Raw genomic sequence first — 22,418 nt, 5'->3', positions numbered from 1 at the left:
TAACAACTAAGGTATCACTGCTATGAATAACCGTTTTGAGCTGGCCAATGCCATTCGCGCCCTGTCCATGGATGCCGTTCAGAAGGCCAAATCCGGCCACCCGGGCGCCCCCATGGGTATGGCTGATATCGCCGAGGTGCTATGGAATGACTACCTCAAGCACAACCCCGAAGACCCCAAGTGGGCCGATCGTGACCGCTTTGTGCTCTCCAATGGCCACGGCTCCATGCTGCTTTACTCGCTGCTCCACCTCAGCGGCTACGAGCTGAGCCTGGAACAGCTGCAGAATTTCCGCCAGCTGCATTCGCCCACCGCGGGCCACCCGGAATTCGGCTACGCGCCGGGCATTGAGACCACCACTGGCCCGCTGGGTCAGGGCTTTGCTAACGCCGTGGGTTTTGCCATCGCGGAAAAAACCCTGGCGGCGCAGTTTAACCGTCCCGGTCACACCATCGTCGATCACCACACCTGGTGTTTCCTGGGTGACGGCTGCTTAATGGAAGGTATCTCCCACGAAGCGGCCTCGCTGGCCGGTACCCAGCAGTTGGGTAAATTGATCGCCCTTTATGACGACAACGGCATCTCTATCGATGGCGAAGTGGAAGGCTGGTTCACCGACGATACCGCCAAGCGTTTTGAAGCTTACGGCTGGCACGTGGTGCCCAATGTGGATGGCCACAAGCCTGAAGAGGTTAAAGCCGCTATTGAGCTGGCCAAGAGCCACGACGATAAGCCGAGCCTGATTATCTGCAAGACCATCATTGGCTTTGGTGCCCCCAACAAGCAGGGCAAGGAAGACGCCCACGGCGCCCCCTTAGGCGATGACGAAGTGGCTCTGGCGCGCACTCAGCTCGACTGGCCCCATGCGCCCTTCCATATTCCCGAGCCGATCTACTCCGCCTGGGATGCCCGTGAAGCGGGCAAAGCGGCTCAGCAGGCGTGGGACGCGCGGTTTGCCCGCTACGCGGAAGCCTTCCCCACAGAAGCGCGGGAGTTCACCCGCCGGATGAAACGTCAGTTGCCCGCGGAACTGCCCACCGAAGCCTTGATCGAGCAGGCCCAAGAGCGCGGCGAGACCATTGCGTCACGCAAAGCCTCGTTTGAAGCACTCAATGTGATCGGCCCGCAAATGCCGGAACTGCTGGGCGGCAGTGCCGACCTGGCGCCGTCTAACCTGACCTTCTGGAAAGGCGCCAAAGCGATCACCCCGGAAGACGCCAGCGGCAACTACCTGCACTACGGTGTCCGTGAGTTTGGCATGGGGGCGGTCATGAACGGCATCGCCCTGCACGGCGGTCTGGTACCTTACGGTGCAACCTTCCTGATCTTTATGGAGTACATGCGTAACTCGATCCGCATGGCGTCTCTGATGGGCCAGCAGGTGATTTACGTGTTTACCCATGACTCCATCGGCCTGGGTGAAGATGGCCCGACTCACCAGCCCATTGAGCAGCTCACCAGCCTGCGTACCACGCCGAACCTCAATACCTGGCGCCCCTGTGATGCGGTGGAAACCGCCGCCGCCTGGGATGCGGCCATCAAGCGTCACTCCGGCCCCACGGCGCTCGTACTGTCACGCCAGAACCTGCCTCACCAGCAGCGCACGAAGGCGCAGTTGGCAGCGATTCAAAACGGGGCTTATGTTCTTAAAGACCCGGTTCTGAAAGATAGCGAAGGCACGCCCAAAAAGCCGGAGTTGATTCTGATTGCCACTGGTTCTGAAGTCGGCCTGGCCATGGACGCCGCCGCCGAGCTCGAGCAGCAAGGCAAAGCGGTACGCGTGGTCTCCATGCCTTCGGCCTATCGCTTTAACGGCCAGGACGCCGAGTACCGTGAGAGCGTACTGCCTAAGGCGGTCACCAAGCGTATCGCCATCGAAGCCGCCCATGCCGACTACTGGTACAAGTATGTGGGTCTTGACGGCCGCGTGATCGGCATGACCACCTACGGTGAATCCGCACCAGCGGGGGATCTGTTCAAGCACTTCGGCTTTACCGTCGACAATGTGGTCAAGCAAGCGAATGAACTACTGGGTTAAATCTTAAAAGCAGGCAAAAGCTCGAACCTGGCTCCTCACTTTGCTATCAAACGAGAGGAGCCAGCTTTATTGAGGCTTTTCAGTAAGGCTGCGGAATCTCGCCGTCGTCATCATCGTCGCGCATACGCGCCTGGCGTTCCGCCTCTTCCTCTTTGGCATCGTCGATGACTTCCATCAACTCATCGACGTTAGCAATATGGGTATCGGCATCGAAGTGGCCGGTGAGCTTGCTATCCGGATGCAGTTCACCGGTTTCATACAGCGCCCACATCTCTCTGCCATATTCGGTATTCAGAAGCTCTGGCGCGAACTGGCCGAAGTAATTGCGCATGTTATCCACATCGCGATACAGCATCGCGGCCGCGCTGTTATTACCGGCAGCGTCAACGGCCTGGGGCAGATCGATAATCACCGGGCCAGAGGCATCGACCAGCACGTTAAATTCCGACAAATCGCCGTGAATCAGGCCCGCGCACAGCATCTTAACCACGTCTTGAATAACCTTGGCGTAGTAGGTCTCGGCCTGCTCTGGGGTAAGCGTGACTTCGTCCAAGCGCGGCGCGACGTTGCCTTCGGCGTCGCTGATCATCTCCATCAACAGTACGCCGTCCACAAAGCCATGAGGCTCAGGTACCCGCACACCCGCCGAGGCAAGACGGTAGAGCGCGTCGACTTCGGCATTCAGCCACGCCTGCTCCTGCTCTTTCTGGCCGTAACGGGTTTTTTTGGCCATCGCCCGTGAACGGCGGCTGTTGCGCTCTTTACGCCCCTCTTGATATTGAACGGCCTGTTTAAAGCTACGCTGTTTGGCCTCCTTAAATACCTTGGCACAGCGTACTTCTTCACCGCAGCGCACCACGTAGACCTGCGCTTCCTTGCCACTCATTAACTGCACCAACACCTCGTCGATCATTCCATCATCGACCAGGGGTTGTAATCGCTTAGGGATTTTCATGGTTAGCTGCGTCGGCTCCTCTTTGGTACGCGTTCAATAACGGATACGGCGAACACGGAAAGCCCGCCCTTTTAATTTATCACGCTCGAGCTTGGCCTGAGCCTGCTGAATCACATCGCGGTCAACGGCCACATAGGCACTGCGGGCGAGCACTTTAATTTTACCCACTTGATCGCCGCGCAAGCCGCCTTCACTGGTCAGTGCGCCAAGAATATCGCCGGGGCGCAGCTTGTCTTTTTTGCCACCGGCTAACTGCAATGTCGCCATTAGCGGCTCGAACGGCACCGAGTGCTGCGGTTTAGGCAAGGGCTCAGTTTTAATCGCCTGCTCCAGCAACCCTTCCAGTCGCTCCAGCCGGTAACTCTCTTTAGGGGTTACCAGCGTACAGGCAATGCCACTGGCCCCGGCACGCCCGGTGCGACCTACCCGGTGCACGTGAACATCAAGCTCGCGGGCAATTTGGTAGTTAAATACCGCGTCCAGCTGGGCAATATCAAGGCCGCGGGCGGCAACGTCCGTGGCCACCAGAATAGACGCACTCTGATTAGAGAACAGAATCAGAATGCGATCACGATCCTTCTGCTCTAAATCGCCATTGAGCGCCACGGCGCTAAAACCAGCATCGGTCAGTTGCTCAGCCACTGCCTGGGTTTCGCGTTTAGTGTTGCAGAATACCACGCTGGTCGCGGGCCGATAGACCAGCAGCAGTTGGCGCAGGGCGTCAAATCGCGCCTCTTCATTGGCGACACTGTAGAAGTGCTGTTGAATCGTCGTGGCGTCGTGCACCTCGGCGATTTTCACCATCACCGGTTCACGCATGACGCCACGGGTCATCTCGGTTAGACCGCCCGATGTCTGCTCGTCTGGGAAGGTCGCGCTGAACAGCAGCGTTTGACGGTCAGTTGGGGTCTCGGCAATGATGTCATCAATGGTTGCCTGGAAGCCCATATCCAGCATGCGATCCGCTTCATCTAACACCAGCATCGCGAGGGATTCCAGAGTGAGCGAGCCTTTGCGCAAGTGCTCGTCAATACGCCCTGGTGTGCCTACGACAATGTGTGCCCCGTGCTCCAAAGAGCCGAGCTGCGGGCCAAAGGGTGCACCGCCGCAGAGGGTCAGTATTTTTACATTGGCCATGCCGCGGGCTAAACGGCGCAGCTCTTCAGCCACCTGGTCAGCGAGCTCCCGGGTAGGACACAGCACTAGGCCTTGCACCGCAAAGCTCTCGACTCTCAATTTAGCCAGCAGTGCCAAACCAAACGCCGCCGTTTTGCCTGAACCGGTTTTCGCCTGCGCCAGCACATCGCGCCCGGCCAGCATCGGCGGCAGGCTCTCTGCCTGCACCGGCGACATTTCGTGGTAGCCAAGGGACGCAAGGTTGCTCAGCAGAGCTTTTGGCAACGCTAACGAGGAGAAAGAGGAGTCAGACACGATATTACCTTGCTTGGGCCACAGGTAGATGGCCATCGGAAAACAGCGCACGCAGCCTAAAAGACAAACGACACACGCAAATATTACCGCACCATACCAGAAAGTGCCTGGGGCTGCGCCGCCATCACAGTGACATCAGGTTGCCAGGGGCACAAAGGTAGCCTGACTCAGCGTGGCTAAATCCCCCGGGGCCAGCTCGATTTCAAGTCCACGACGCCCGGCGCTTACATAGATACTGGCAAAGCTTTCGGCAGAATGATCAATAAAAGTGGCCAAGCGCTTTTTCTGACCCAGCGGGCTAACACCGCCCAGCACATAACCGGTTGTGCGCTCTACTTCCGACGGTTCCGCCATGGTCGCTTTCTTTGCGCCGGCGGCTTTAGCGATCTGCTTTAACCCCAGCAGGCCATTCACCGGCACAATGCCTACCGCCAGCTGTTTGCCATCCAGCTTGACCACTAAGGTTTTAAATACCTGCTCCACCGCGACGCCGAGTTTTTCAGCCGCCTCCAATCCATAGGAGTGCGCGGTGGCGTCGTGATCGTACTCATGGATTTGAAAGGCAATGCCTGCGTGTTTTGCACTATTGATAGCCGGTGTCATGGCGTTCTCTTCATTAATAGCGTTGATACGATGACTTTACTGAATGGCACACTTCGCCCGATAGGTTAATAGCGCGACAGGCAAATGGAAGTCAACCGGTGGCTGAGCATGAATGTTAGCACGCTATAAATGGAAAGCTGAGCGCCAGCTACTATGCTTAAAGATGCAATGCTCAATAGTGCAGTAGGTAAACGGAAGCTAAATGAAAGGAGTTCAACAATGCCAGCAACCTCCAAGGCGCAACAGAAAGCGGCGGGCGCGGCACTATCCGCTAAGCGCGGAGAAACCAAGCCCAGTGAACTTTATGGTTCGTCTAAAGAGATGTATGACTCCATGAGCGAGGAGGAGCTAGAAGATTTCGCGAGTACAAAGCGCAAAGGCAAACCGGAAAAGAAACAGGATTAACTATCCTCTTTGATATAAAACCGCCAGCTTATCGAAGCTGGCGGTTTTGGTTTTGCTAACGACTACTGCTTGCAAGGCACCACTTTACGCAGGGTGTCTTTTGCCCATAGCGTTTGGCCATCCGGCGTACGGCCATGCTCATTCCAGCGTTCGGCGGTTTCCAGGCAGAACGATCCAGCGCTTTCAACGCTCGCATCGCGATTAGCCGGGCGCTCACCGCCAATCCGCATAACATCAGGATTGTCGGTGGTATAACTTGGCGCAATGGTAGAACTTGCACAGCCAGCGACCAGTGCGGTCAGTAGCAGTACGGGTAAACAGCGGCGCAGTGGCATGTTTTTACAACCCTCAACGTAGCACTATTAAGCCGACACCTATTGTCGGTAGCGCTAAATAGCACTGCCTGTAACAGAACGTCAATCTTTTTTCACCCTTCTCAGCCAGCGACTAAGGTTAGACTGGTAATAGGGCGCAGGTTTAGCCGTTTACAGCGCTTCTCTACACTCTCCACTATCTCTTGAGCGTCGTCGAACTGCTGCTTGTCGAGCTGGATATCGACCATTAAAAAGCTGCCCACCTGGGCCAGGCGCACATCGTCGGCAGAGACATCAAAGTCAGCTATATCCTCCACCACATCGCGTCGCACGCTGCTGCATGAACCGCCAAACATCAGCTCACGCAGTGCTCCCTTCACCATGCGAACCGGCGTGGGCAAGAAGTAGCCTGCAATGATCAGCACCATCACCGGGTCGGCAAAGCGCGCGTAGCTGGCCCATGGCGACTGGGTTAACACCCAGGTAAGCCCAAACCCCAACATGACAGCGGCACTTAGCCAGGTATCCATCTGCCACTGTCGTAGCTCGGCGGTCAACAGCGAAGAGCGCGCTACACCGGCGTAGCGCGCCAGCCACCACCAAGTTAATAAACAACCCGTGACGTTGACCACACCAAACATCAGCGCCAAATCCAGCGTGACCAACCGCCCACCATCGAGCAGGCTCCATAGCGCGGAGACCAATGACACGATACACACTATCGCGATCACTACGCCTTTGAGCAGCACTGCAAGCGGCTCTACCGTCAGCCGCCCAAAGGGGTAGTGTTCATCCGCAGGTTTACGCGCCTGCTGAAGTGCAAACAGAGACAACGATGCCAGCACAAGGCTCAGCAGCGAGTAGCCGCTGTCAAAAAGAATCGTTATAGAACCGCTGGACAGCCCTAGCGTAAGCCCGGCAAACGCAAATAGGCTGGCTGAAATGGCTGAAAATCTTAGCGCACGGCGCTCGGCAACAAAGGGGGTCACGCGGATAACTCCATCACTTTAAGCGAATTATGCGCCATAATAGAGAAGAGTTATGACAATCACGAATCGCTCAGCGCCAAGTTAACTGGCGCTCAAGGCGTTAAACGAGGCGACTATGCGTGCAGAACAGGTACAGGCCTTTATTGATGTCACCGAGCATGGCTCCTTTGCCGCAGCAGCAAGACATACCGGCCTTAAACGGAGCACACTGAGTGCCGCCGTCAATGCGCTTGAGGATAGCCTGGGCGTGGCGCTATTTGAGCGTTCGGGCAATAGCCTAACGCTCACCGCCGTGGGCGATAGCGTGCTTCCTGACTGCTACCGCCTGCTGACCAGCGCAAGCCGAATCAAAAAACACTGCCACCAGCATTTGCAGGGCGTTGAAAGCCAACTCGGCATCGCCCGTGATGACGCCCTGCCCGAGGTGTTTTGGCGTCAGGTAATGCATGATTTAAAACAGCAGTTTCCGCTAACCGCGATTTCAGTGTACCTAGTGCCACCCCAGGAACACACCCAGTTTGTGCAGCGCCAAACGGTGGATATTGCCTTCGGTCTGTATACCGCTGAAGGCATTGATACCAACGCGGCCAACCTTGCTCCCGTCAGCATGCGTTTAGTGGCAGCGCCCCATCACCCTTTAAGTCGCCTCCCTAGCGTTAACCGCGACGACTTGGCCCAGTACACCCAAGTGTGTTTGACCTACGTACAGGATGACAAGCTGATCAGCGAGGCGCTGTTTTCAGGTAATTATCTGGGTTTAACCATGTTTGAGGTGATCCGCGATGCCGTCATCAACGCGACCGGCTGGGCGCTGCTGCCTTACCCGCTGGTTAAAGGCGCCCTAGAGGCAGGCACGCTCTGCACGCTAAATCACGATCTAGTGCTAGACAGCCACTATTACCGCTATGTGGAGAGCGATAACCGCGGCGTGGTGGCCACCGCCTTGTTAAACAAAGTGGCGCACTTCTTAGCTTCCCAGAACTGAGCCCTGGGCGAATACCAGGCTAACACTCAGGACTTGCTGACATATCGTTGAAATCTTTTTATGGAAAAAAACACCAAAGCCTTCCACGCTATTACAAAGAGCTAAATAAGGAGCCGCCAGGACACGCCACGTGAGGAACACTGGCGAGTGTCATCTGGGCGTAATACGCACCTGCCAGTGTCGATGTTGCCGTCAACCAAGGAGTGATTCCAACGATGGTACGACTCGATAAGAAAGCCACTCGGCTGTATGTGTTGGACACCAATGTCCTGATTCATGACCCCACCGCGCTCTACCACTTCGATGAGCACGATGTCGTTATCCCCATGACCGTCCTGGAGGAACTTGATAAGCACAAAAATGGTGTACGTGAAATTGCCCGCACGGCTCGCCAAATCAGCCGTACGCTCTCCGACCTTACCAGCCAAGTCACCTTTGATGAGATCCAACGCGGTATTCCGATTCCCCGTATCAGCGGCGACACAGGACGCCTGCACTTTTTATGCTACAACGATTTAAAGCTCTTTGACGCCCTCGACGATAGCCCCGATAACCGCATACTGGCGGAGACCTGCCGCCTTCGCGAAGAACGCCCCGACGCCTCGGTCATCCTGATTACCAAAGATATCAACCTCCGCGTTAAAGCCGCCGCGCTGAAAGTGCCCGTTGAGGATTACCTCAACGATCGCGCCTTCTCCGACAGCGACGCCATGATTGAGGGCGCCCAGGTCTACGCCTCCGCTGGCCAGCATGGCGCTTCACTGTGGGAAGCGTTGAATGTTGATGTCACAGTGGAACGACTCGATCACCACACTTTCTACCAACTCACCGGCACTATGCCCCGCCACTGGCACGTGGGCATGCTGGTCTCGGATAGCGAAAACGGGGCGGAGTTCGAAGCAATCGTTCGTGAACTGGGGCCCTCTTCGGCGCGCCTGCAATTGCTGACGAACTATCGCCACCACGCGGGCGTTTGGGGCGTTCACGCCCACGACAGCCGGCAAAACTTCACATTAAATCTACTCATGGATCCCGATATTGATCTGGTTACCATTGCGGGTAATGCCGGTACGGGTAAAACTTTTATGACCCTGGCCGCCGCCTTTCAGCAAACCCTGGATGCCAAGCTGTTTGAGCGTATTGTGTTTACCCGCGCGCCAATCCCCATGGGGGAAGACATTGGTTTTCTACCCGGCACCGAGGAGGAGAAGATGTCACCGTGGATGGGTGCCTTCCACGACAATATGGATAACCTGCTGCGCAACGAGGAGGGAGAAACCAGTTGGGATAACGGCGCCACGCGGCAGTTGATTGGTTCACGGGTACAAATCCGCTCGCCGAGCTTTATGCGCGGTCGTACCCTAAACGACACCTTTTTAATCATTGATGAGGCGCAAAACTTCACCCCCAAACAGCTTAAATCGCTAGTAACACGGGCGGGGCGCAATACCAAAATCGTCTGCCTGGGCAATGTCGGGCAGATTGACACCCCCTACCTTACCGCCAACACCTGCGGCATGGCCGCAGTGGTGGAGCGCTTCCGTGATTGGCCCCATGCCGGGCATATTACGCTGAAAAGTGTTGAACGCTCGCGCTTGGCCCTGGCGGCGGAAGAACTGCTTTAAGCTTTCTTCTTTAAATCTGCTTTTGTTAAAACCAACTGCCTCCCACCGCTGGTGGGAGGTGCTTTTCTACACCCTCAGGTATCGTTACTCTCCTCAATGTCCTTCCATGGCCGGGGGGCGCCAATGGTGTCCGCGGCAAACGCCTCGCGCTCCCCTAACGGACGCGCCTCGCCAATGGTGGTGTCGGTGAAGGTTTGGCGCTCCATCTCACAGTTGATCTCCGCACCCAACAGCACCACAAAGGCGGAAAGCCAGAACCAGATCATGAGCGCCACCACCGCCCCCAACGAACCGTACAGCTCACTAAACATAGAAAAGTAGCGTACATAGAGCGAAAGTCCGCCGGAGCCCAACAACCACATCACCGTCGCCAGCAGCGTCCCATAGCTTAACCAACTCCACTGAGCTGAGCGCCGATAAGGGGCGTAACGGTAGAGCAGCGCAATTAGCATACTCATTACCACCAACAGCGCTGGCCAGCGTAGCCACTGAAGGATCTGGTTCAATGGAGGATCAATCGCCAAAGAGTTGACGACTACTGGCACGATGGCGATAAAACCCAACGAGATCAGCGTCATAATAATCAAGCCAAAGGTCAGCGCGATCAGTACCGTACTGCGGTGTAGCAGGCTGCGCTTTTCAGTTTCTCCGTACACCACGTTAAGGCCAATGACCAACACCGCCACCCCTTTGGAAGCGATAAACATCGCAATCAGCAGACCAGCTAAAGCACCCAGGAAATTACCCGATTCCGCACTCTCCACGACCTTTTGAGCCTGCTGATCAATCAGCTTGGCAGCATCCGGCGGCATAAAGCGGCTGATTTCATACAACTGCTGACCGGCTTCATAAGGGTCAAACAGTAATCCCCAGAGAGAAATGACCGCCGCGATAGTGGGAAACAGTGCCAGCAAGGCGTAGAACGCCACACCGGCGGCCAACATGGTAATGCGGTTACGACGAGCGGCGCGCACTACCCGCCAGGTAATATCTTGCCAACCCCGCTGGGGAATATCACCGGGTACCTGCGCACGGCGACCGCGCGGGAGCTTACCCATAGCAAGCTCCTGACAAGCACAGTCCACACAACCATCTCATTACTGACCTTCCCACATCATTAGTGCCACAAGTAGTACGGCAAGCAACATCATCAACCCACTGACATGGTGACGCAACCAGGACTCCGTCGACAACAGGCGAGTTAAATGGCCCATCAACACCTCTTCTGTTTTTTGTGCGCTTGCCACGCTTGTCGCTTTAAGCTCGGCGCAGCAGTGCCCAAGTCGACGTATCGGCACCAATGCAGCGCCGACAATCCCCGCATAGAGCCACCATAGATCTCCCGCGGGGAGGGATTTACCCTTAAGCGGGCGCGTTAATAGCCAGCCCACCCCGGCGAAAAGTACCCCCACCGGGAATGGCCACATAATCCCCAACCACTCTTTCAGCGGCGGCATCTCAATACTGCCCGCAGGGAGGGGAAGCCAAAGTGGCGTGAACAGCGCTGCCGCTATGGCAACTAACCAGGCGCCCCACTGCTCTCGGTTACTGCCTCCTTTATGGCGCTGCTGCCACTGACGCCATAAAGCAACGCTTACCAGAGCCGCCGTGCCAACAGCCGCCCAGCTGAGCAGTTTGATTAACGATTCATGGTGCATTTCGTAGAGTGGACTCTTCACCCCCCACTTGCTGATCATGCCCGCCCCAATGGCACCCGCAAGCGAGATACCCGGCAGTGCCAGCAAACCCCAGACCAACGGCAGCGGCCACCGGGGGAGATGTTCACTGATACTGGTGCCCATAAACAGTGAGCCTTTAGCCAGCGCGTGGTGGGCAGCAAACAGTACCAAGCCTGGCCACAGCAGCGACCATACGTCTGGCGCGACTAACCCCATGGCCACCAAAGCGGTCATCATGCCCATCTGGCTGATACTGGAGTAGGCTAAAACGGCTTTAGGGTGGCGCTGAAAAACGCCATACAGCGCGGCGCCAAACGCTGCCGCCAGCCCTGCCATTAGCATGATGTTGCCAAACTGGGCTAAGGAAGCTGAAATCTGCTCATCACCTAACGGCAGCACACTGATCCAGCCCAGTAGCCCTGCTTTAATCATCGCGCCGCTAAGCACCGCGCTGGCAGGGGCCGGTGCCACCGGGTGAGCTAACGGTAGCCATACGTGTAAGCCAATAACCCCTGCTTTCACGCCAAAGCCCAAGCACAACAAGGCGGCCATCCATGCGCCTTGCTCTGCGACTAAAATGCCTTCACGCAGGCCTTGCAACGTTAATGTGTCAGCTTCACCGGCTGCCCATAGAAAGCCGCCTATAATAAGCCCTTCACCCACCACGGCTAACATCAAATAGGCCTTGGCCCCCAGCCGGGCCTCTGCGGTACCGCTATGCACTACCAGTGCGTAGGCGGCGAAGGTCATCAGCGCAAAGCCTAGATAAAAACTGGCGATATCCTGGGCAATAATCAGTAGTACGTTGCCCAGCAGTGTCAGCGGCCAAAGCAGCGCTAAGCGCAACAGGCGTCGCTGAGAATCCTGATCACCCTCCTGGGCCTTCGCCTGTTCCGTCGCAAAATAGCCCCTCGCGTGGATGGCTGCCAACCCCCAGAGCAGCGCGGTAAACGCAAGCCAGGGGCGGCTTAGCGAGTTAAGCGCCCATTCGCCGCCCAGCATCCAGGCATCCATCGTCCACTGCGCTTCACCGCCATAGGCTAGCAGCAGCGCTGGCCAAGCGGCGCTTAGCCATAGTGCTGAAAAATAGCTTTGATGAGCAGCGGGAGCGCGGTAGGCGCTCCATAGCGTCCAGCCGATGACGACCAGCGGCCAAAGTAGCGCCAGGGCAAGCAGCATGGTCATCATGGCAGATACTCCCCGTTGGCTACCCGAGTCGCCCAATCCAAGGGGCTAAAGGGGAGCCCGGCAAACAGCCCGGCCCCCAAACTCACCAAGGCGGTAAACACCATCGGTAACAGCAGCCAACTATGAGTTTCAAAACGGCCTAGACGCTGCTCTTTGGGCCAACTGCCTTTGCCATGGGCGGGCCCTGAACGGAACCACAAGCGGTGCACAATGGGCAAAAAGTACATGGCATTGAGGGTACTGCTCGCCACTAGCACGGCGACGACCCAGTACATCTCGGCCTGAATCGCGCCAACGCCGAGGTACCACTTGGTAATAAACCCCGCAACGGGCGGAAGGCCAATCATGCCAAACGCGCCGATAGTAAACGCGATGCTGGTCAACGGCATACGTTTACCGGCGCCATCCATTTCATCAATACGATGGATCCCCAGCTCTTCGGCATAGTTGCCCGCACAGAAGAATAGCGTGACCTTCATTAAGCCCTGATGCAGCAAGTGCGCTAAAGCACCGACGGTGCCGAAAGGGCCAAACAGGCCTATACCGAGAATGACATAGGAGACCTGACTGACGGTGGAGAACGCTAGGCGGGGCTTGAGCTCCTCTTGGGCAATGGCCCTTAATGAACCATAAATAATCGTAAATGAGGCAGCTACCGCTAGCGCGGTAATAACGCCGAGCTCCACGCTCAGCTCAATGCCAAACAGGTCGTAAACTACCCGCAGAATCCCGAAAGCCCCCGCCTTCACCACCGCTACCGCGTGTAGCAGCGCACTCACCGGCGCGGGGGCGACCATCGCCCTGGGTAGCCACCCATGCAGCGGTACCATGGCCGTTTTTACCGCTAACCCACCCACTAGCAGGGCAAATATTAGCGTTAGCAAACCGCGATGATCGTTTAAATAGTCGCCCAACCCCTCTTCTGAGGAGAATGACTGATCCCCGGTCAAGCTATATAGCAACACGGTGCCAAGCAGCAGTACCACTCCAGCGCTTAAGGTGTAGCGCAAATAGACACGCCCTGCATCGAGTGCTTGCTGGGTACCGTTGTGAACCACCAAGGGGTAGGTGGAGAGCGTCAACATTTCGTAGAAAATCAGGAAGGTAAACAGGTTATCAGCCAGCGCAATGCCGATCGTGCTCGCAACGCAGAGGCTAAAAAAGCCAAAAAAGCACTTCCGGTTAGCTGAACCTTCCAAGTAGCCAATGGCGTAGATGGTGGTGCATAGCCACAACAGTGACGATAGTCCAGCAAACATCACCCCCAGTGCATCGCTGCGCAGTACAAAATCAACGCCACCGATCACTTGAAAGCTAAAAATATCCTCATGCCCCGCGGCGACCCGCCTGACCATAAGAGTAACCAGAATAATCTTAACCACTGCCGCCGCTAGGTTAATCGTCGTGCGCAGCCGCCGGGCGTCTTCCGGCAGCGCAAAGATAATCACCACCACCAATAGCGAAGTGGCCAGAGCCGTTAGCGGTAACCAGGCGGCGTTCATGGGCTACCTCCATGCATCAATTCCAGCGGGAAATGCGCCAATAACCCTAGAGCGAACGCAATCAGAGCAAGCGTTAGTGCGATCAGATCCATGCCCGGCGCCAAGGGTTGATAACGATGCCGTGGGTCCGTCTCATCAAAGCAGTAGCGAAACATGCGAAATATATAGGCAGCAGTGAGTAGCGTACCGGTTAAAAGCGCGGCCACCGCCCACCACTGCTGGGATATCACCATCGCCTGTAGCAGCATCCACTTGGCGGTAAACCCCGAGCTGGGCGGCAGCCCCATCAAAGTAATGGAGGCAATACCAAACACTAATAGCGAAAGCGGCAAGCGGCGGCTGGTACCGGCCAGGCCTTTGAGCGTACTCTCCCCGGTGGCCAGTATCAGGTTGCCTGCGGCCATAAACATGGCGGCTTTAGCAAAGGCATGGCCCATTAGCTGCAGCCAGAATCCTTCCCAAGCCAAAGCGCGGGGTAGCGGGGCAATATCCGGCCCCAGTAGTAGCGGAAAAGCCACCATCAGGTAACCCAGCTGACCTACGGTAGAAGAAGCGACCAGGGTTTTAAGTGAATCGGTACGCCACGCAAGTAACCCGCCCCATACAATCGCCAGCAGGCCTAACCAAGCGATAACACGCGGGGCGTAGAACGTATCGGGGAGCAGAATGCTCCACAGCTGCAGCAATATAAACAGCGACGCCTTGATCACCAGCGCCGCATGCAGCGCGCTCACCGGTGTCCAGGCATTCTCGTGGACAGGAGTCAGCCAGGCATGCAGTGGAAACAGCGCGGCTTTCAAGGCCAGCCCGGCGCCTATCAATGCGGCGGCAAACCACGCCACCGGCCCAGGCTCGACGACCTCAGCCAAGCCCTGCAAATCCAACCGCCCCCAGTGGCCCAAAATCAGCGCGACCCCGAGTAAATAGGTTAACGAGCCCATCAGGGCCAAGAGCAAATAGCGCATTCCCGCCACCAACGCGGCTACCTTGCCCGATAGCATCAGCATGCCGACCGCCGCAAGGCCCAACAGCTCCAGCCCGGCATAGAGGGTCAACAGGTCAGTGGCCAACCAAATTAACGAAAGCGCACTCAGCACTACGCCCATCAGCGGCCACAGCCAGCGTGCCAACGGCCCGGTTTCGCTTAAGCGCAGATACCCTGGCGTATAGATCGCTGCCGCAACGCCAATCATCTGAGTCATTAATAGCAACAGCGCGCTCAGCCCGTTTAAGCGCAGCGACAGCTGAACGCCTGCTATGTCCCAATGCCAGCGCAGTAGTCCCGCTTGATCGTAAGCAGATAGCAGCATTAGCCCAGAAGCCAACACCGGAACACTCGCCAGCACCACGGGCCATGCCCGCTTAGGGGGGAATAGTGCCGCCAGCATGCCCAGCAGCAGGGGTAAGCCAAGCGCAACTAACAGCGCCCAGTGGGTAGGGAGAAGGGGTTCAAAGGTGCTATCGAAAAGGCCAAAGCGCCAAATCATGTGGCGCCCTCTTCAGTTCGACCGTCACGCCCCAAAGCCTCGACCCCTTCGATATGCAAAAGCTGCCGAATCAACAGCGCACCCAGCATTGAACCCAGCCAAGCGACTAGCAGCCCTAAACTAATTAGTGCCTGAGCAGTCGCCGAGGTGCCTGCCACGCCAGCCAGTAGTATAAATACCGCCGAGCCGAGCAGATTAAACGCCAGCAGCCGACGCAGCAGATGACGGTGTAGCGCAAACGCCCCTAAGGCGGTAGCGGCAATCACTACTCCAGCAACAAGCAGCGGATGCTCTGACGGTGCATACGCCATATCGGCGACGACATAGCGAATCGCGGCGCCGACCATGACAAACCAAGCCAGTGCCAACAACACCCGCATCGCCACCCGCGACCAAGGCTCGCTGAATTTATCGCGCTCTAAAGGTGAGGAAGCGCCGGGTAAGACATGGCCCAGGGCATAAAAAAAGCAGGGCCCGGTTAACCCTACCCCTAGCACCAGCTCGACAGCCGCCAGCCAGGGGGCACCGAGCTGCCACCAGGCCGCAGTCATTGCGGCCGTAAAAGCCACAAAAAAGTAGCAGGCGCGCACCAGGTGGCGGTCAAACAGGCATACTAGCGCTGATGCCGTGAGGAACAGCGCCAGCAGCACTTCTATTGCGTCAAAAGATTCTATTGCATCTAAGGAGGCTGTCATTCGTTTTCGCTACATCCTTGCATCGGTCACGAATAGGCGCTTAGTGTAGGCGAGAACTCAGCCACTTGCCGATATCATTCACTTGCTGGGGGCAGAGCGCATGGGCCATGGGGTATTGACGGTAGTTGACCGCGTAACCCATCTCTTTCAAGCGGTCGGCTCCGCTACGACCCAGGCTTTCAGGCACAATGGGGTCAAAGTTACCGTGCTGCACTTCTATAGGGATTTGACGATTGGCTTCCGCCAGGTCGATATTGTCCGCGGTCGCGAAGTAGGTCGACATGGCCAATAAGCCCCCTAGCGGCGCTGGGAAAGTCAGCGCGGCGTGGTAGGCAACAGCACCACCCTGCGAAAAGCCCGCCACAATAATACGTTGGCTATCGATACCCTGGTCGATCTGCTCTTGAATCAGTGTTTGGATTCGCTCAGCAGATTTCTTGAGCTGGATCTCATCGACCCGACGCCCCAAATCCATGGCCAAAATATCGTACCAAGCGGGCATCACCATACCGCCATTAATCGTCACCGGCAGCCGTGGCGCATGGGGCATGATAAAGCGTACGTGGGAATCTTTAGGCAGCGCTAACGCGGGCACCAAGGGTTCAAAATCGTGCCCATCCGCGCCTAAGCCGTGAATAATAAACACACAGGCATCGGCGGGTTGACCATCTTTCGGCTCAATAATCAGTTCGCCAGGAGCAGTCATGACATCGTATTCCTTATTCAAAAAGGGCCACCCTAGCGCAAACCCGCGTTAACAGCGAGCCATGGCATGCTTAAAAAGGTCACGCCACGCTCAAAAGGGCCACACGAGGGGAATCAAAACGAGCGCTATGGCACCCGTCAGTATATTTAATCCACCGCCCAACCGTAGAAAATCACTCACCCGGTAACCACCCGGGCCATATACCATCAGGTTGGTTTGGTAGCCGATGGGGGTTAGAAAGCTCGCTGAGGCGGCAAACATTACCGCCACCACATAGGGCATCGGGCTCGCGCCCAAGCTTTCGGCTGCGCTCATCACCACCGGAAAAATAATCACTGCCGCTGCATTGTTGGTCACCAGCTCGGTGAGTAGCGCCACCACGCAGTAAGTGCCTACTAACAGTAGCAAAGGGTTCCCGGCCACTAAGGTGAGCACTCCGCCGGCCATTACCTCGGCAGCACCAGAGCTTTGCAGCGCGGCCCCCACCCCAAACGACGCGGCAATGGTGAGCAACACCTGGGTATCCAAGCCACGCTTGGCGGCGCCCACCGAACAGCAGCCCGTGAGTAGCGCCAATGCCGCCCCCAACATGGCAGCGTTGAGCATACTCAGCACCCCGAAGGCGGCGAGCAGCACGGCGCCTAACAGCACTCCCCACGCTAGCGGCGCTTTCTCATGGATCGGCCGCGCCGCGCCATTCAACTCACTAATCAGCAAAAAATCCCGCGACTGGCGGTGCCGCTCAATAAAAGGCGGCCGCGCCTCCAGCAGCAGCACATCGGCAGGCTGCAGCCGCACTTGGCCAAGATTACCCTTAACCCGTTCACCGCCACGGCAGATCGCCAGCACTGCTGCCCCATAAAGGGTTCTAAAGTGACCATCGCGAATACGCTGGCCAATAAACTGGCACTGATTTGAGACCACCGCCTCGACCAAGCGACGCTCTTTAAACTCTTTCTCCAAACTGGAAGTACCATCCCGGGAAGGGATTAAGCCACGAATTTGCTGCAACTCCACCGCCGCATCAGAGGTACCTGCAAACACCAGCCGATCGCCACCTTTTAGCTGCTCGCCAGGACCAACAACGCTAACCACGTTGCCTGCGCGCTCAATCTCAACCAGAAACAACTCCTGCAGGTGGCGTAGTCCCGCCTCTTCGACAGTGCGATCCACCAACACGCCTGACGGGTCGACTTCCATTTCGATAGTGAATTCGCGTGGGTTGGCAAACGCATTGGCCAGCCCTTCCCTGGCAGGCAACAACCGCGGCCCGAGCAAAATAAGATAGCCAAGCCCTACGACGGCGACGGGAACACCGACCCAGGCCAAATCCAACAGGCCCATACCGAGTTCTGGGTAACGCTCCAGCAATAGCCCGTGCACCACCAAGTTCGTGCTGGTACCAAAGAGCGTGATGGTGCCGCCGAGGATAGAGGCGAAACTGAGCGGCATCAGCAGCCGCTGGGGAGACAAGCGCAGCCGACGGCTCCAGCTCATGACCGCGGGAATATAGGTAGCAACGACGGGGGTATTATTGACAAAACCGCTAAGCGTGGCCACGGGGAGCAGCAGGCGAACCAACGCGCCTCGCTCGCTTTTTGGCCGTTTGAGCACATAGCGAATGATCAGGTCGATGCCGCCGGTTTCGCGAATGCTGGCCACCAGCACATACATAAACGCCACGGTAAACAGGCCGCTATTGGAGAAGCCCCCCAGCGCCTGCTGTGGGTCAATCACCCCCAGCGTCATTAGCAAAATCACCGCGCCCAGCAAAATAATATCCGGCCCCAGGCGTGAAAAGGCCATCAACGGGAAGATGGTGAGCACCACCCCGACCGCTATCCAAGCATCCAGCGACATAACCACGACATCCTTAACAAATAAGCATGGCGGTATTGTGAAGCCAATCGCATATTCTAAAAAGTTATTTTTAGAAACATTTAAAGATCAAAATGGAATATGAGGTGTGAGGAAAGCATAAGGATTGCCTTAATTATACAGATACAAAAAACCCCGCGCTCGGCGGGGTTTTCTGGTCAATCAACGCTAGGCGGTGATTGTTAACACCTTAGTAAAGGAATTAACCTTCTACTTTGATGTTAGAAGCCTGAAGGCCTTTTTTACCCTGGGTGACGTCGAAGGAAACCTTCTGGCCGTCTTGCAGGGATTTGAAGCCTTCTGCCTGAATTTCTGAGAAATGCGCGAACAGATCGTCGCCATTGTCGTCAGGAGAAATGAAGCCGAAACCTTTAGTGTCGTTGAACCACTTAACGGTACCAGTTGCCATGATCGAAATCCTCGATGTTGCTAATTAAACCGGGAAATACCCGAATTGCAGTGGGTATAACAAGAGACTTTCACCAGATTTAACGCTAGAGGCGCTTCTATACTGCTGACAACGTTCGACTTGCTAACCAACTGTAACTATTCTGCGCTCAACCACCCTCCTGCGTCAACACCTCCATAAAACGCTGCTTAGTAGATTTTGTCGCTAGTAAACCTCACGCCTCTCAGCCAGTATCCAACCGGCGGCCTTCTCTGCAATCATCAGCGTCGGAGAATTGGTGTTGCCACTGGTGATGGTCGGCATAACGCTGGCGTCAGCCACTCTTAGCCCGCTAATACCGCGCACTCTCAGCCGTGCATCGACCACTGCCATCGCATCATCTTCCTGGCCCATACGTGCGGTGCCCACCGGGTGGAAAATAGTCGTGCCGATATCACCAGCCAGCCGGGCTAGTTCATCGTCGCTTTGGTACTCAAGGCCGGGCTTCACCTCTTCCGGCGCGTATTTGGCAAACGCAGGCTGCTCGGCGATACGCCTCGTCACCCGCAGAGAATCCGCCGCCACTTTGCGATCTTCAGGGGTGCTCAAGTAATTGGGAGAAATCGCCGGTGCCTGGCGCGGGTCGCTGCTTTTAAGTCGCACGGTGCCCCGGCTGGTAGGGTTCAAATTGCATACGCTGGCGGTAATCGCTGGGTAGGGATGCAGCGGCTGACCAAAGGCTTCCAGGCTTAGCGGCTGCACGTGGTACTCAATATTGGGGTGCGGCTGATCCTTCGTGCTGCGGGTAAAAGCCCCCAGCTGCGAAGGTGCCATGCTCATCGGCCCAGAGCGCTTAAACAGGTACTCAAGGCCAATTCCCGCTTTACCCCACAGCGTGCTGGCTATGGCATTGAGGGTTTTGCCATTAGTAATCCGATATATCGAACGAATCTGCAGGTGATCCTGCAAGTTCTCGCCGACGCCCGGCAGCTCATGCACTACCTCAACGCCATGCTTACGCAACGACTCTGCGGGCCCCACACCGGAAAGCTGCAGCAGATGCGGCGTACCAATCGCGCCTGCGCAGAGCACTACTTCCCTGTTCGCCATGACGCGAAGCGGGCTGCCCTCACGCTCCACCTCCACCCCTGTGCATCGCAGCATGTTGGCACTTTTTTCGAACAGCAGCCGATTGACTTGAGTGGAGTGCCATAGTGTGAGGTTTTTGCGCTTAAGCGCGGGGCGCAAAAACGCTTTGGCGGTATTCCAGCGCCAGCCCGAGCGCTGATTGACCTCAAAGTAGGCCACGCCTTCGTTAGAGCCACGGTTAAAATCGTCGGTACGCGGGATGCCCGCCTGCACGGCAGCTTCGGCGAAATCATCCAGCACCTGCCACTTGAGGCGCTGCTTTTCGATCCTCCACTCCCCACCGTGGCCGTGAAAATCCCGGTGCTGGGCGTCTGCATCTCCGCCCTCGTCCAGACGGTAGTGGTCTTCATGTTTGATAAAGTCGGGTAGGCAGTTCTCCCAGCGCCAGGCATCGTCGCCGGTGACTTCCGCCCAGTGGTCGTAGTCACGCGCTTGGCCGCGCATATAGATCATGCCGTTGATGCTAGAGCAGCCGCCCAGGGTTTTCCCCCGTGGGTAGATCAGCGAACGGCCATTGAGGCCTTTATCGGGCTCGGTGCGAAACAGCCAGTCGGTACGTGGATTATTAATGCAGTAGAGGTAGCCCACCGGAATATGAATCCAGTGGTAGTTATCGCGACCGCCCGCCTCTATCAGCAGTACCTTATTATTGGGATTGGCACTCAAACGATTAGCCATCAGGCACCCCGCGGTGCCTGCGCCGATCACGATATAGTCGAAGTAACTGATATGGTCGATATTGTTATGGGTAGATTCTGACATTGGTTGGCTCCGGTAACGTTTAGTCGCTACTTCGCCGTGGGCATTACAAATTCAGCCCCGGCATCAATCGAATCCGACCAACGCTGCATAATCGATTTCTGCTTGGTGTAGAAACGCACGCCTTCTTCCCCATAGGCGTGGGTGTCACCAAACAGCGAGCGCTTCCAGCCACCAAAGCCGTGCCATGCCATAGGTACCGGAATGGGCACATTGATACCCACCATGCCGACCTGAATACGGCGGCCAAACTCCCGCGCCACCGTACCGCTTTCGGTAAAGCAGCTAACGCCGTTGCCAAACTCATGGTCGTTAATCAACTGGATTGCAGTGGCGATATCCGGCACCCGCACGCAAACCAGCACCGGGCCAAAAATTTCTTCTTTATAGATCGTCATCTCGGGAGTGACATTGTCAAAAAGCGTGCCGCCCATCCAGAACCCGTCGGCGCAGTCCTCGCCTGCCGATGAAGCATTAAAGTTGCGTCCATCAACCACCAGTTCAGCACCTTCAGCCACGCCTTTTTCGATATACCCAGTAATCCGCTGGTGGGCTTGACGAGTCACAATGGGGCCCATTTCCGCATCCAGCTGCATACCATCTTTTACTTTCAGCGCTTTAGCCCGCTCAGCCAATGCTGGCACGACTTTATCCGCCACATCACCTACCAACACCGCCACGCTAATCGCCATGCAGCGCTCGCCGGCGGAGCCATAGGCGGCGCCAATCAGTGCGTCGACGGCTTTATCCAAATGTGCATCCGGCATCACTACCATATGGTTTTTGGCCCCGCCCAAGGCTTGAATGCGCTTGCCGTTGAGCGCGCCGCGCTCGTAGATCAGGTTGGCAATTGGCGTTGAGCCTACAAACGACAGCGCCTTAACATGCGGATGGTCGATCAGCGCTTCCACAGAGTCTTTATCACCCTGCACAACGTTAAACACGCCGTCGGGCAGGCCCGCCTGCTTCAACAGGTCGGCCATTAGCAGCGAAGCACTGGGATCAAGAGGGCTGGGTTTCAAAATAAACGTATTACCAGCGGCAATCGCCAGGGGGAACATCCACATCGGCACCATGGCCGGGAAATTAAATGGCGTTATACCAGCGACGACACCTAACGGCTGGCGCATCGTCCAGTTATCGATCCCGGTACTCACCTGCTCGGTGTAGTCACCCTTTAACAACTGCGGGATACCACAGGCAAATTCAACAATATCGATACCACGGGCCACTTCACCCTGGGCGTCGGTGAACACCTTGCCATGCTCTTTGGTAATTGCTTCGGCTAGCTCATCTTTATGAGCGTTTAACAGCTCTAAAAACTTGAACATCACCCGGGCGCGGCGGATCGGCGGGGTATCGGCCCAGGCAGGGAAAGCGGCTTGTGCGGCCTCTACCGCCGCATTGACGTCCGCCGGGGAAGCGAGCGACACACGACCGGTAACACGGCCAGTGGCGGGGTTAAAAACGTCCTGGGATTGAGCAGACTCACCAGCGGTGACCTGACCATTAATAAAGTGCTGAATCGCTGTTGTTGTCATGGGAGTACCTAGTTAAGAACGCATGTTTAAAGCGTGTGCAAAAAGCTTACTTTCAGCCTAGCCTACTGGGCCTAACGAACGGGTCAATTGAGTTATTTAAA

General features: G+C 56.5%; 19 protein-coding genes. 4 read left to right on the top strand and 15 right to left on the bottom strand.

Annotation, left to right across the window (positions count from 1 at the left end; genetic code table 11):
- Positions 1-22 precede the first annotated feature (22 nt).
- Positions 23-2,038 carry a transketolase gene (gene tkt / locus HZS52_RS11715; RefSeq protein WP_190374811.1) on the top strand — a complete coding sequence of 672 codons (2,016 nt, stop codon included), beginning with the start codon at positions 23-25 and terminating at the stop codon, positions 2,036-2,038.
- Between the two features lie 79 nt (positions 2,039-2,117).
- Here tkt and HZS52_RS11710 read toward each other — a convergent pair whose 3' ends face one another.
- The 3 genes from HZS52_RS11710 to ybaK form a co-directional block, all read right to left on the bottom strand.
- Complete coding sequence (locus tag HZS52_RS11710) at positions 2,118-2,993, bottom strand: PA4780 family RIO1-like protein kinase (RefSeq protein WP_009288324.1); 876 nt, start codon at positions 2,991-2,993, stop codon at positions 2,118-2,120.
- Between the two features lie 33 nt (positions 2,994-3,026).
- Positions 3,027-4,460, bottom strand: coding sequence for an ATP-dependent RNA helicase DbpA (dbpA, locus tag HZS52_RS11705; RefSeq protein ID WP_190374810.1), 1,434 nt, complete (start codon positions 4,458-4,460; stop codon positions 3,027-3,029).
- 99 nt (positions 4,461-4,559) lie between these two features.
- The gene (gene ybaK, locus HZS52_RS11700; protein WP_190374809.1) at positions 4,560-5,027 is read right to left on the bottom strand and encodes a Cys-tRNA(Pro) deacylase; all 468 of its coding nucleotides are present in this window, start codon (positions 5,025-5,027) and stop codon (positions 4,560-4,562) included.
- 219 nt (positions 5,028-5,246) lie between these two features.
- Between ybaK and HZS52_RS11695 the strand changes: the two genes are divergently transcribed.
- On the top strand, positions 5,247-5,432 hold the full coding sequence (locus tag HZS52_RS11695; RefSeq protein WP_035584858.1) for a DUF3008 family protein: 186 nt from the start codon (positions 5,247-5,249) through the stop codon (positions 5,430-5,432).
- Between the two features lie 62 nt (positions 5,433-5,494).
- On the opposite strand, the gene HZS52_RS11690 is transcribed toward HZS52_RS11695, so the two are convergent.
- Together HZS52_RS11690 and HZS52_RS11685 are read right to left on the bottom strand one after the other, a co-directional pair.
- On the bottom strand, positions 5,495-5,767 hold the full coding sequence (locus tag HZS52_RS11690; RefSeq protein WP_022522459.1) for a hypothetical protein: 273 nt from the start codon (positions 5,765-5,767) through the stop codon (positions 5,495-5,497).
- A gap of 101 nt (positions 5,768-5,868) precedes the next feature.
- Entirely contained in the window at positions 5,869-6,735 is an 867-nt protein-coding gene (locus tag HZS52_RS11685; RefSeq protein WP_190374808.1) for a cation diffusion facilitator family transporter, read from the bottom strand.
- Positions 6,736-6,850: 115 nt separating this feature from the next.
- On the opposite strand from HZS52_RS11685, the gene HZS52_RS11680 reads away from it, so the two are divergent.
- Both HZS52_RS11680 and HZS52_RS11675 read left to right on the top strand, forming a co-directional pair.
- Entirely contained in the window at positions 6,851-7,720 is an 870-nt protein-coding gene (locus tag HZS52_RS11680) for a LysR family transcriptional regulator (RefSeq protein WP_009288327.1), read from the top strand.
- A gap of 215 nt (positions 7,721-7,935) precedes the next feature.
- Positions 7,936-9,345 (top strand): PhoH family protein, encoded by a 1,410-nt coding sequence (locus HZS52_RS11675; protein WP_022522457.1) that lies wholly within the window; start codon positions 7,936-7,938, stop codon positions 9,343-9,345.
- Positions 9,346-9,419: 74 nt separating this feature from the next.
- Here the strand turns inward: HZS52_RS11675 and HZS52_RS11670 are convergent, their stop codons facing one another.
- From HZS52_RS11670 to HZS52_RS11625, 10 genes are all read right to left on the bottom strand, one after another.
- Entirely contained in the window at positions 9,420-10,403 is a 984-nt protein-coding gene (locus tag HZS52_RS11670) for a YihY/virulence factor BrkB family protein (protein ID WP_190374807.1), read from the bottom strand.
- A 39-nt stretch (positions 10,404-10,442) separates the two neighbouring features.
- Positions 10,443-12,212 (bottom strand): complex I subunit 5 family protein, encoded by a 1,770-nt coding sequence (locus tag HZS52_RS11665; protein ID WP_190374806.1) that lies wholly within the window; start codon positions 12,210-12,212, stop codon positions 10,443-10,445.
- Entirely contained in the window at positions 12,209-13,714 is a 1,506-nt protein-coding gene (locus HZS52_RS11660; RefSeq protein ID WP_190374805.1) for a complex I subunit 5 family protein, read from the bottom strand. Before HZS52_RS11660 ends, HZS52_RS11665 begins: the two co-directional genes overlap by 4 nt.
- The gene (locus tag HZS52_RS11655; protein WP_190374804.1) at positions 13,711-15,201 is read right to left on the bottom strand and encodes a complex I subunit 5 family protein; all 1,491 of its coding nucleotides are present in this window, start codon (positions 15,199-15,201) and stop codon (positions 13,711-13,713) included. The genes HZS52_RS11660 and HZS52_RS11655 overlap by 4 nt, the downstream gene beginning before the upstream one ends.
- Positions 15,198-15,896 carry a hypothetical protein gene (locus tag HZS52_RS11650; RefSeq protein WP_190374803.1) on the bottom strand — a complete coding sequence of 233 codons (699 nt, stop codon included), beginning with the start codon at positions 15,894-15,896 and terminating at the stop codon, positions 15,198-15,200. The genes HZS52_RS11655 and HZS52_RS11650 overlap by 4 nt, the downstream gene beginning before the upstream one ends.
- Positions 15,897-15,936: 40 nt before the next feature.
- On the bottom strand, positions 15,937-16,602 hold the full coding sequence (locus HZS52_RS11645; protein ID WP_022522451.1) for an alpha/beta hydrolase: 666 nt from the start codon (positions 16,600-16,602) through the stop codon (positions 15,937-15,939).
- A 90-nt stretch (positions 16,603-16,692) separates the two neighbouring features.
- On the bottom strand, positions 16,693-18,462 hold the full coding sequence (locus HZS52_RS11640; RefSeq protein ID WP_190374802.1) for an SLC13 family permease: 1,770 nt from the start codon (positions 18,460-18,462) through the stop codon (positions 16,693-16,695).
- Positions 18,463-18,682: 220 nt separating this feature from the next.
- Positions 18,683-18,889: a cold-shock protein gene (locus HZS52_RS11635; RefSeq protein WP_022522448.1), complete on the bottom strand. Its 207-nt coding sequence runs from the start codon at positions 18,887-18,889 to the stop codon at positions 18,683-18,685.
- A 204-nt stretch (positions 18,890-19,093) separates the two neighbouring features.
- Positions 19,094-20,779, bottom strand: a complete 1,686-nt coding sequence (locus tag HZS52_RS11630) for a GMC family oxidoreductase (protein WP_052475598.1) — start codon at positions 20,777-20,779, stop codon at positions 19,094-19,096.
- A 26-nt stretch (positions 20,780-20,805) separates the two neighbouring features.
- Positions 20,806-22,317, bottom strand: a complete 1,512-nt coding sequence (locus HZS52_RS11625) for a CoA-acylating methylmalonate-semialdehyde dehydrogenase (RefSeq protein ID WP_190374801.1) — start codon at positions 22,315-22,317, stop codon at positions 20,806-20,808.
- Between the last annotated feature and the right edge of the window lie 101 nt (positions 22,318-22,418).

It is taken from the genome of Vreelandella titanicae (assembly GCF_014697095.1).
In the GTDB taxonomy this organism is placed as follows: Bacteria; Pseudomonadota; Gammaproteobacteria; order Pseudomonadales; family Halomonadaceae; genus Vreelandella; species Vreelandella titanicae.
This window is presented reverse-complemented; position numbering and strand designations above follow the sequence as displayed.

Bases quoted from the DNA above. Each gene is read 5' to 3' on its own strand.
- tkt (WP_190374811.1), top strand. From the start codon at position 23: ATGAATAACCGTTTTGAGCTGGCCAATGCCATTCGCGCCCTGTCCATG.
- HZS52_RS11710 (WP_009288324.1), bottom strand. From the start codon at position 2,993: ATGAAAATCCCTAAGCGATTACAACCCCTGGTCGATGATGGAATGATC.
- dbpA (WP_190374810.1), bottom strand. From the start codon at position 4,460: ATGGCCATCTACCTGTGGCCCAAGCAAGGTAATATCGTGTCTGACTCC.
- ybaK (WP_190374809.1), bottom strand. From the start codon at position 5,027: ATGACACCGGCTATCAATAGTGCAAAACACGCAGGCATTGCCTTTCAA.
- HZS52_RS11695 (WP_035584858.1), top strand. From the start codon at position 5,247: ATGCCAGCAACCTCCAAGGCGCAACAGAAAGCGGCGGGCGCGGCACTA.
- HZS52_RS11690 (WP_022522459.1), bottom strand. From the start codon at position 5,767: ATGCCACTGCGCCGCTGTTTACCCGTACTGCTACTGACCGCACTGGTC.
- HZS52_RS11680 (WP_009288327.1), top strand. From the start codon at position 6,851: ATGCGTGCAGAACAGGTACAGGCCTTTATTGATGTCACCGAGCATGGC.
- HZS52_RS11675 (WP_022522457.1), top strand. From the start codon at position 7,936: ATGGTACGACTCGATAAGAAAGCCACTCGGCTGTATGTGTTGGACACC.
- HZS52_RS11670 (WP_190374807.1), bottom strand. From the start codon at position 10,403: ATGGGTAAGCTCCCGCGCGGTCGCCGTGCGCAGGTACCCGGTGATATT.
- HZS52_RS11665 (WP_190374806.1), bottom strand. From the start codon at position 12,212: ATGATGACCATGCTGCTTGCCCTGGCGCTACTTTGGCCGCTGGTCGTC.
- HZS52_RS11660 (WP_190374805.1), bottom strand. From the start codon at position 13,714: ATGAACGCCGCCTGGTTACCGCTAACGGCTCTGGCCACTTCGCTATTG.
- HZS52_RS11655 (WP_190374804.1), bottom strand. From the start codon at position 15,201: ATGATTTGGCGCTTTGGCCTTTTCGATAGCACCTTTGAACCCCTTCTC.
- HZS52_RS11650 (WP_190374803.1), bottom strand. From the start codon at position 15,896: ATGACAGCCTCCTTAGATGCAATAGAATCTTTTGACGCAATAGAAGTG.
- HZS52_RS11645 (WP_022522451.1), bottom strand. From the start codon at position 16,602: ATGACTGCTCCTGGCGAACTGATTATTGAGCCGAAAGATGGTCAACCC.
- HZS52_RS11640 (WP_190374802.1), bottom strand. From the start codon at position 18,462: ATGTCGCTGGATGCTTGGATAGCGGTCGGGGTGGTGCTCACCATCTTC.
- HZS52_RS11635 (WP_022522448.1), bottom strand. From the start codon at position 18,889: ATGGCAACTGGTACCGTTAAGTGGTTCAACGACACTAAAGGTTTCGGC.
- HZS52_RS11630 (WP_052475598.1), bottom strand. From the start codon at position 20,779: ATGTCAGAATCTACCCATAACAATATCGACCATATCAGTTACTTCGAC.
- HZS52_RS11625 (WP_190374801.1), bottom strand. From the start codon at position 22,317: ATGACAACAACAGCGATTCAGCACTTTATTAATGGTCAGGTCACCGCT.